This window comes from Bartonella sp. AD13SXNS, assembly GCF_042196465.1.
Taxonomy (GTDB): domain Bacteria; phylum Pseudomonadota; class Alphaproteobacteria; order Rhizobiales; family Rhizobiaceae; genus Bartonella.
In genome coordinates, this window is sequence record NZ_JBHIQI010000103.1 from 1 (window position 1) to 676 (window position 676).

Annotated in this window: 1 protein-coding gene and 1 pseudogene; both read right to left on the reverse strand. The window is 35.5% G+C overall.

The window, feature by feature from the left end; translation table 11 throughout:
• A pseudogene (locus tag ACFIMQ_RS09630) lies at positions 1 to 340 on the reverse strand (hypothetical protein); the annotation flags it as partial.
• Positions 337 to 676, reverse strand: a 340-nt coding sequence (locus ACFIMQ_RS09635) for a hypothetical protein (protein WP_375703953.1), incomplete at its 5' end; no start/stop codon positions are given. The pseudogene ACFIMQ_RS09630 and the gene ACFIMQ_RS09635, both read right to left, overlap by 4 nt.

Here is a 676-nt window from a genome sequence, read left to right on the forward strand (position 1 = left end):
CATCGAGCGGCTTTTGTTCTGGATCTTTTGTTAGCAACTGCTTAGTTTCAATTGGTTTGGTTGACTGTGCTGGTAAGATCTCTGGTAATTCTGCTTGAACATAATCATCACCCTCTGGACGAATTGGCAACGGTGTTTCATCCACAAATAATTTTTTTTTGTTTTCTAAGACAACATTATTAGATTGCTGTCGCAACATAAAAGTATATGTAATACCAAGCAGAGCAAAAAAAATGATACCTATAGCACCTATAAAAGGTATATTGTTTAACCGCCGTACACCTCGTCCTTTGGGTTTTACAGAAAAAAAATCAGGAGATTCAGAAGGACTACTTTTCACCCTTTACCCCCATCATCTACACGAGCAATAAAAGGAGCGGCTGGTACAATATTTCCAGTTTTTAAACGAACATAATGACGCGTTATTTCAGTTAAACCATATTGTGCCACCAATACTATACCTTGATCCAAGGGCATCACTTTGTAGGTTAAATTTATACCCATGTTTTTATGTTTTTCTGGTTGATCTGTATAAATTACACCATAGCCATTCCTTTGTAGAAGATTGACCAATAAAGATGTAAACTTATCTTCTGTATCATTTGTTTTTACAATAAATGTTGTAGTTGCAGGTGGTAAAGGATCTCTAAGATAGCGAACAAAATCACTAGTAATT